This window comes from Bacillus salipaludis, assembly GCF_004358205.1.
In genome coordinates this window covers 43,847-50,369 of the sequence record NZ_SMYO01000023.1, presented here as the reverse complement: position 1 = coordinate 50,369, position 6,523 = coordinate 43,847, and the positions used below count along the sequence as shown (strand labels likewise).

The following is a 6,523-nucleotide window of genomic DNA, read 5'->3' as shown; positions in this document are numbered from 1 at the left end:
AGGGAAAGTGCGCCCTTGACAAGCTAGATCCGAAAGGATATTTGGTCTATAAGTTGAACAAGGAATAACTCTATTCATACTGAATAAAACGCTAAATAAAAACATTTGGGTGTGGTGGGTTGACAGTTTCGTTCATATCAGTTCAATAAAAAAAGGCTGCCACAGCAACCTTCCCTTCTTGTATTAGTGCACTCGTTATTTGAAAAAGAAACCTCTACATTCTGTTTAAGTAGTCAAGGTTGCTGTATTCCCCATTGCAATAGAAATTCTATTCCAACTGTTGATTTGATTAATAATCAGTACAAGGTCTACATATTGTCTCTCGTCAAAATGTTCACGTACTCTTTGATAAAGCTCATCTGGCACGCGTTTTGTGGGGATTAAAGTTACGTATTCTGTCAACTCAAGAGCTACTTTTTCTGCATCCGTATAAAATGTGCACTCTCTCCAAGCACCAATACAATATAAACGTTGTTCCGTTTCTCCCATTTTTCTAGCATCAGCTGTATGCATATTCAAACAAAATGCACATCCGTTAATTTGTGAAGCCCGAATTTTTATAAGTTCACGAAGTTTACGGTCTATGCCTGTTGTTTTCGTATACTTCTCCATTTCCATCATTATTTTAAGTGCTTCTGGTGCTACATTGTAATAATCAACTCGTTGTTCCAATTTAATTACCTCCTTAAATAAATAAAAGACTTATTTAATCGACGATTAACATTGTCTATAATATAGACTATAATTATTTTTGTCAAATGAATCTGAGTTACCCAAAAGAGACTTCTTTTATTTGACTAATACTCTAAATATTCCTAAGATACAATTTGATAGCCCTTAAAATAAAAAGCAGGTGAGTTTATATGCAGTATAGTGTCGGAGTTGAATATGCTTTACATTGTCTGGTTTATTTAATTGACGTTCCTTCCGATGAAAGTGTTGGGATTAAGGAATTGGCAGAATTCCAAGGACTTTCCGAGACATTTCTTTCAAAAGTTTTTGGTAAATTATCTAGGGCAAGCATTGTAAGTTCTGTGCCTGGTGTAAAGGGAGGATATAGGTTAGCTAAGTCCCCAGAAGATATTTCCTTTTGGGATGTAATTGAAGCAGTTGAGGGTCCTAAACCTATTTTTCAATGTAAAAATATTAAAGACAATGGATTATTGTATAGAGAAAACTGCTGTTCAGCTCCCTCCTCTTGCACCATCAATTTAGTTATGCTCTCTGCAGAAGAACAAATGCGTGATTACTTGCGTAGTAAAACACTGTCATGGTTAAATAAAGAGCTTGATCGTGTCTTACCCAAACAAATACGTGAAGATACTCAGAAATATTTTTCGAAGAGCAACAACATATAAAAAACCTCTCGTGAAATTCCTAAATTAACAGGAATTTAGAGAGGTTTTTTGCTTAGTTCAAGGAAAACGCATCGTTCCATTTTCTATGAATAATTTGAACCAACCTTCAACTAACGATCGTTTAAGTCCATCATTTCACAATCTTTTTTGTGCAAAAGAAAACAGGCGATCTCTTTCTTGAATATCGTACCCGTTACTTTAGACAGGGTCTAAAATTGTATTATTAAAATATGGTCGTTTGAGTATTATACTTCACAAATTATTTAATAATATTTAATTCTAGAAATTCATCCGTTTCCGTAAAACCAAACTTCTTATACACTGGTCTCCCCATTTTTGAAGCCCCAAGCCATATTTTTGAAATGCCTGAAATCTTCACTTCATCAACTAACTTCGTTAACAGCTTTGTAGCGATTCCTTGCCCACGATAATTTTCATTCGTATACATATTTGCGATATACGCCTTTTTTCCAGTCTTATTGGTGTAACTAGGTGGAAATTCATAAAAAATTACTGCACCACAAGCTATAATCTCTTCTTTATCTTCCACTAGCCATTGAATTAAAGTACCATCGCTTAGTTTATTTTTAAAGAAAACATATAGTTCCTTTTCAATATCTATATTAGGTTCTATACCTTCATCAACTAATTGCTTTTTTCTTAACTCCACCAATAGATCAATATCCTCGTTATTTGCTTTACGATATTTCAACTTCTCACAACTCCTTTATAAAAATCACTATTGATCAGTCCCATCGTGTAGTGCATTTCTCATAATTTTACCATTCAATCTTTATTACACTAACCTGCGAGAGTTTAAGTATAATTTTATACAATTTTTTTATTTAAAAGAAAAAAGGCGACTTCTTCTTGAAGTATCGTAGTCATTAGTATAAGTGTATTCTTTCACAATCAATCATTTTCACAAAATTTCTGTTCGAAATCGAATGTGGCAGATCTGACAAATCCAATCACTAACCGATCAAGGATTCCCATCTGTGCCCTTTGAGCAGCAATCTTTGCTCGCTCTAATAGGGTAAGTACTTGGCGAACTTCTTTCAAGTAAACCCTTCCAGCGTTTGTCAGCTCTACATGCCGCATTGATCTTTCAAACAGCTTCACTCCTAGTTCCCTCTCAAGTTCCAAAATTTGTTGACTTAAAGGTGGTTGTGTCATTTGTAAGCGCATTGCCGCTCGACCAAAATGCAACTCTTCAGCCACTACCGTGAAATATTCAATCTGACGTAGTTCCAAACTATTCCCCTCCTAATTAAGTCGTTTTTCGACTTAAAACTACGATATTTATATTTGCCGTCAACTGTTCTTCAGGAATCCACTTATGAGCCATAATCGATAAAAATAGCGGCATACTATAGGTCAGAACTGAAAGACGTTTGGAATTGTTCTAGGGATAGTTGGCTTATTTCTCGCTATGAATATCCATTTAGGAGGATCCCTCTGGGCTATGTTACTGGCATTAAGCTCCGCTATTTCTTGGGCTGTAGCAAACTTGCTGTTCAAACTGAAATTAAAGCATTGTAATAGTATTCAATATACCACTTGGCAAATGACGATTGGGGCGATGGGCTTATTGGTCTATTTTCTTTCATTTGAACACGGTGAATCGCATTGGGGATTCATGCCGGTCGTTTATATTCTGTTTGCGGGGATTGTTGCCTCAGCCCTAGCGTTTGTGATGTGGAATCATATTTTAAGCCGTACAGAAGCAAGCAAAGCATCCATTTCTTTATTACTTGTGCCTGTCGTAGGAGTTCTGTCCGGATGTATATTTTTGCATGAAGCCTTAAAAATAGTAACGTTAGCAGGGATTTTTCTCGTACTGGTAGGAATATGGTTTGTAAATAGTAAAAGTAACAAAATTGAATCAAATGTTATGGATGAAGCCCTATAGACGAAACGACTAGACAAAGTTTCTTAAATAACTAAATAATAAAAGTAATTACATTCAAACTATGATTACTTTGTTTCCCTAAGGTCTTAGTACGGGTAAAAAATCCATCCTTTAAGGAGAACTAAAAGTCTCAAAGGATGGATTTTTTTTACTTTACCACTTAATAGCTAATAGTTAATAGGACCGCTAATTTTTAGCGGTTTTTGAATTGTATATATATAGAAGGATATTTCAACCCCATAATCCATACCTATCATCTTGGTATCTTGCTTGATTTTTTTAATCCAGTTTGGGGAATTTAAGTACAAAATTCCATAATTCCCCTTTTGGAATAAAAAAAGGCAACCTTCATTGAAGAGTCGCACCTCGCTGCTTTAATAATCATTAGTTTTCTTGTATTTTTCAAAAAGATATTGAAATCCATATAAACAAAAAGCCTTGTAAAAGAAATATAGAAAGAATTGAAATTCGTTAAATTGAACTAATTTATATAGTTTTAATTTTGTGAACAACCTTGTTATTGGAGATACAAAAATTGCTTCGCCAATAACGTTTAACATAATAAACTTTTTAAAATTTCCGTATCCCCATTTTAATGTCCATAAAGCCATCGCCAGCATTGGGCCAATGAGAAAAGGAAATTCATTTTGAAAAAAGGACTGTGGTTTATTATAAAAAGACCACCATCTGCGTTTTTTTCCAATTTGAGCATCCAAACTACATATTAGAACAGCAAGGATTGAGGCTGGTAAAAATCTCTTTATAGTCCGCCATCCTAATAAAGGTATTGTAAGCCAGGAGAGTAATATCAGTACGATATTAAGTAACCAATGTTTTTTCAATGACATATGAATTTCCCCCCTTCTTTTCCAAAATGAATTATTAAATTTAGTATTTCTCCTTGTTTATTTCGCTATTCTGCCACAATAGCACAATAAGTAATACTTTTAAGGTGATGCCAAGAGCCATCGTGTCCGAATCCGTGTTGCTTCAGACAGCCCCGAAGTAGCTCCTCTAGGATCAGTAAAATAATACCTTTTAAGGAAATGAAATGGGACTTAAAACAATTAGCTGTATAACGTATAATGGAGAACGTTATTTTAACAGTTCAACACATTAATCTAAAGTTTTCAAATTCCCCACCCGAATTCGTTCGGAAAAATATTTATAAGAGGTGAAATGGTATGGAACTCAGTACGACTAAAAGAAACTATATTCCACGCCATCCACTCAAATTAACAGTTTGGCGTATTATTGTCATTTTGATTTTGCTACTCTTCTTAAGCGGTAGCGAATTTTTATATGGGACAAATAAAGGACACCAACTTCGAAGAATGACCGTTGGGACTGTCCTTTCATCACAGCATCCTCAGTATGTGAAATACTTGAGTTTTTTGCTTCCACAGTCGGAAATAAAAGAATTGTATCAAGCCATGTTACACCCTCCGATTAAGCAATCGTCAGTTACTCCTGTAGTAACGAAAGATAAAAAGGAATCCACTGGCAAGAAGGAATCGGTTAACGTGGACACGATTAATACAGCTAATTTCACAGCAAAAGTTATGGTGGTTCCTGATCCCACAACCGTTCACCTTGTAGGAACGAAGTATTCTACCAAAGGACAGCCATTATCTGATTTGATTAAAGAAAATAATGGAGTTGCAGGGATTAATGGCGGGGGATTTTATGATCCAAAAGGAAATGGTTCCGGGGCCCAGCCAAAAGGGATCGTTATCATCAATGGTAAGGTTATAAATTCTCCACATGGCTACAAAGTGCCTCAGCTTGTAGGTGCAATTTTAAAAAATGGCGAGTTTATCACAGGAAGTTATTCCGTAAACCAACTAGAGAATTTGGGAGTTCGTGATGCGGTAAGCTTTGGTCCGCAATTGATTGTCAACGGTCAAAACCAAGTAACATCAAACATTGATGATGCCTGGGGATGGGCACCACGGACGGCCATTGGTCAAGCAAAAAACGGAAGCATCGTCATGATTATCACAGATGGCCGTTATTATTGGGATAAAACTCATCGGGGTGCCACCATGTCTGATATCGTTCATTTATTTGAGAAATACCACGTTACCAACGCGGTTGCCATGGATGGCGGAGGATCCACTACGATGATCAAGGATGGAGTACTTCAGCTAAAACCAGCTACCCAGACTTCTGTAGGCATGCGTTATTTACCCAATGCATGGATTGTGATTCCGCATTAAATGAAAAAACACCTTCACTCATTTGTGAAGGTGTTTTTTCATGGTTTTTCTGACATTTATTATTTTTAACATTATCATTTTTCCGTATTTCATACTTACTTTATTTCATTCTATTATCTTTTCATTTCTAACCTTTAATAAATGTTAAAAGGTCATTATTTAGCCGGTCTGAATGTGTGATGTATAGTCCATGCGGGGCATCTTTGTACAAAATAAACCGGTTCTTGGGTAATAACATTGCTGACTTTTGGCCGGAGATTTCTACCGGGATTGATCGATCTTTATCACCGTGGATAATGAGTATAGGTACAGATATGGACCGCATCTCCTCGCGAAAATCCGTTTCAATGATCACTTTATTACACTCAACCACTGCTTTAAGCGATGTCTGCAACATATCCCACCGAGTCCATTCACCAATTGCGCTGGTATCAGAACGATTGAAGTATGGCAGCTCATTTTGACGTAACCAATTTGGAAAGTCTCGTTTCCACGTTTCACGCACCATTTCTGCGACATCTTTGGATACTCCTTTAGGATTATCCTCTGTTTTCATCAAAAGTGGCACAATGGCAGAGACAAGCACTGCACGGTCCACCCGATCGTTGCCATGACGTGTTAGATATCGAATCACTTCACCACCACCCATAGAATGACCTACAAGCGTGACATTTCGAAGATCCAGGTATTCAATCAGTGCAGCGAGATCGTCTGCCAGGGTGTCGAAGTCGTACCCGTTCCCCGGATCATCGGAACGCCCATGACCACGTCTGTCATATGCTATACACCTTAAGTCCTGATCTGCTAAAAAAATTCTCTGATAATCCCACATTCTAGAACTTAGTGACCATCCAGAAACAAAAACTACCGGATTGCCTGTTCCCCATTCTTGGTAAAACAGTTGCAAACGTTCTTTGGTTTTGAAAAATGGCATCGCCAATCCCCCACTCTTTTTATAGATTTTTTTAGATCAAAAAAATCAGGACTTTCATGATGTCGTATGGTCAATGAGATTATTTCACTTTTAGGAAAAC

The 6,523-nt window shown here is 36.6% G+C and carries 7 protein-coding genes and 1 pseudogene; 3 read left to right on the top strand and 5 right to left on the bottom strand.

The features are described 5' to 3' along the window. Positions 1 to 225: 225 nt before the first annotated feature. Complete coding sequence (locus tag E2K98_RS26855) at positions 226 to 672, bottom strand: carboxymuconolactone decarboxylase family protein (protein WP_133339597.1); 447 nt, start codon at positions 670 to 672, stop codon at positions 226 to 228. Positions 673 to 863: 191 nt separating this feature from the next. On the opposite strand from E2K98_RS26855, the gene E2K98_RS26850 reads away from it, so the two are divergent. Beyond that, on the top strand, positions 864 to 1,358 hold the full coding sequence (locus tag E2K98_RS26850) for an RrF2 family transcriptional regulator (RefSeq protein ID WP_133339595.1): 495 nt from the start codon (positions 864 to 866) through the stop codon (positions 1,356 to 1,358). A gap of 259 nt (positions 1,359 to 1,617) precedes the next feature. On the opposite strand, the gene E2K98_RS26845 is transcribed toward E2K98_RS26850, so the two are convergent. Further along, positions 1,618 to 2,070 carry a GNAT family N-acetyltransferase gene (locus E2K98_RS26845; RefSeq protein ID WP_133339594.1) on the bottom strand — a complete coding sequence of 151 codons (453 nt, stop codon included), beginning with the start codon at positions 2,068 to 2,070 and terminating at the stop codon, positions 1,618 to 1,620. 230 nt (positions 2,071 to 2,300) lie between these two features. After that, positions 2,301 to 2,612 (bottom strand): annotated as a pseudogene (locus E2K98_RS26840) (LysR family transcriptional regulator); the annotation flags it as partial. Positions 2,613 to 2,823: 211 nt separating this feature from the next. Between E2K98_RS26840 and E2K98_RS26835 the strand changes: the two are divergent. Beyond that, positions 2,824 to 3,270, top strand: a complete 447-nt coding sequence (locus E2K98_RS26835; RefSeq protein WP_235824942.1) for a DMT family transporter — start codon at positions 2,824 to 2,826, stop codon at positions 3,268 to 3,270. A gap of 374 nt (positions 3,271 to 3,644) precedes the next feature. Here the strand turns inward: E2K98_RS26835 and E2K98_RS26830 are convergent, their stop codons facing one another. After that, a complete protein-coding gene (locus tag E2K98_RS26830) occupies positions 3,645 to 4,118 on the bottom strand; it encodes a hypothetical protein (RefSeq protein WP_133339592.1) in 474 nt (157 codons plus the stop codon). Positions 4,119 to 4,454: 336 nt separating this feature from the next. Between E2K98_RS26830 and E2K98_RS26825 the strand changes: the two genes are divergently transcribed. Then, complete coding sequence (locus E2K98_RS26825) at positions 4,455 to 5,489, top strand: phosphodiester glycosidase family protein (RefSeq protein ID WP_133339590.1); 1,035 nt, start codon at positions 4,455 to 4,457, stop codon at positions 5,487 to 5,489. Between the two features lie 127 nt (positions 5,490 to 5,616). Here the strand turns inward: E2K98_RS26825 and E2K98_RS26820 are convergent, their stop codons facing one another. Continuing rightward, positions 5,617 to 6,423 carry an alpha/beta fold hydrolase gene (locus E2K98_RS26820; RefSeq protein ID WP_133339588.1) on the bottom strand — a complete coding sequence of 269 codons (807 nt, stop codon included), beginning with the start codon at positions 6,421 to 6,423 and terminating at the stop codon, positions 5,617 to 5,619. Positions 6,424 to 6,523: the final 100 nt, after the last annotated feature.

Bases quoted from the DNA above. Each gene is read 5' to 3' on its own strand.
- E2K98_RS26850 (WP_133339595.1), top strand. From the start codon at position 864: ATGCAGTATAGTGTCGGAGTTGAATATGCTTTACATTGTCTGGTTTAT.
- E2K98_RS26835 (WP_235824942.1), top strand. From the start codon at position 2,824: ATGTTACTGGCATTAAGCTCCGCTATTTCTTGGGCTGTAGCAAACTTG.
- E2K98_RS26830 (WP_133339592.1), bottom strand. From the start codon at position 4,118: ATGTCATTGAAAAAACATTGGTTACTTAATATCGTACTGATATTACTC.
- E2K98_RS26825 (WP_133339590.1), top strand. From the start codon at position 4,455: ATGGAACTCAGTACGACTAAAAGAAACTATATTCCACGCCATCCACTC.
- E2K98_RS26820 (WP_133339588.1), bottom strand. From the start codon at position 6,423: ATGCCATTTTTCAAAACCAAAGAACGTTTGCAACTGTTTTACCAAGAA.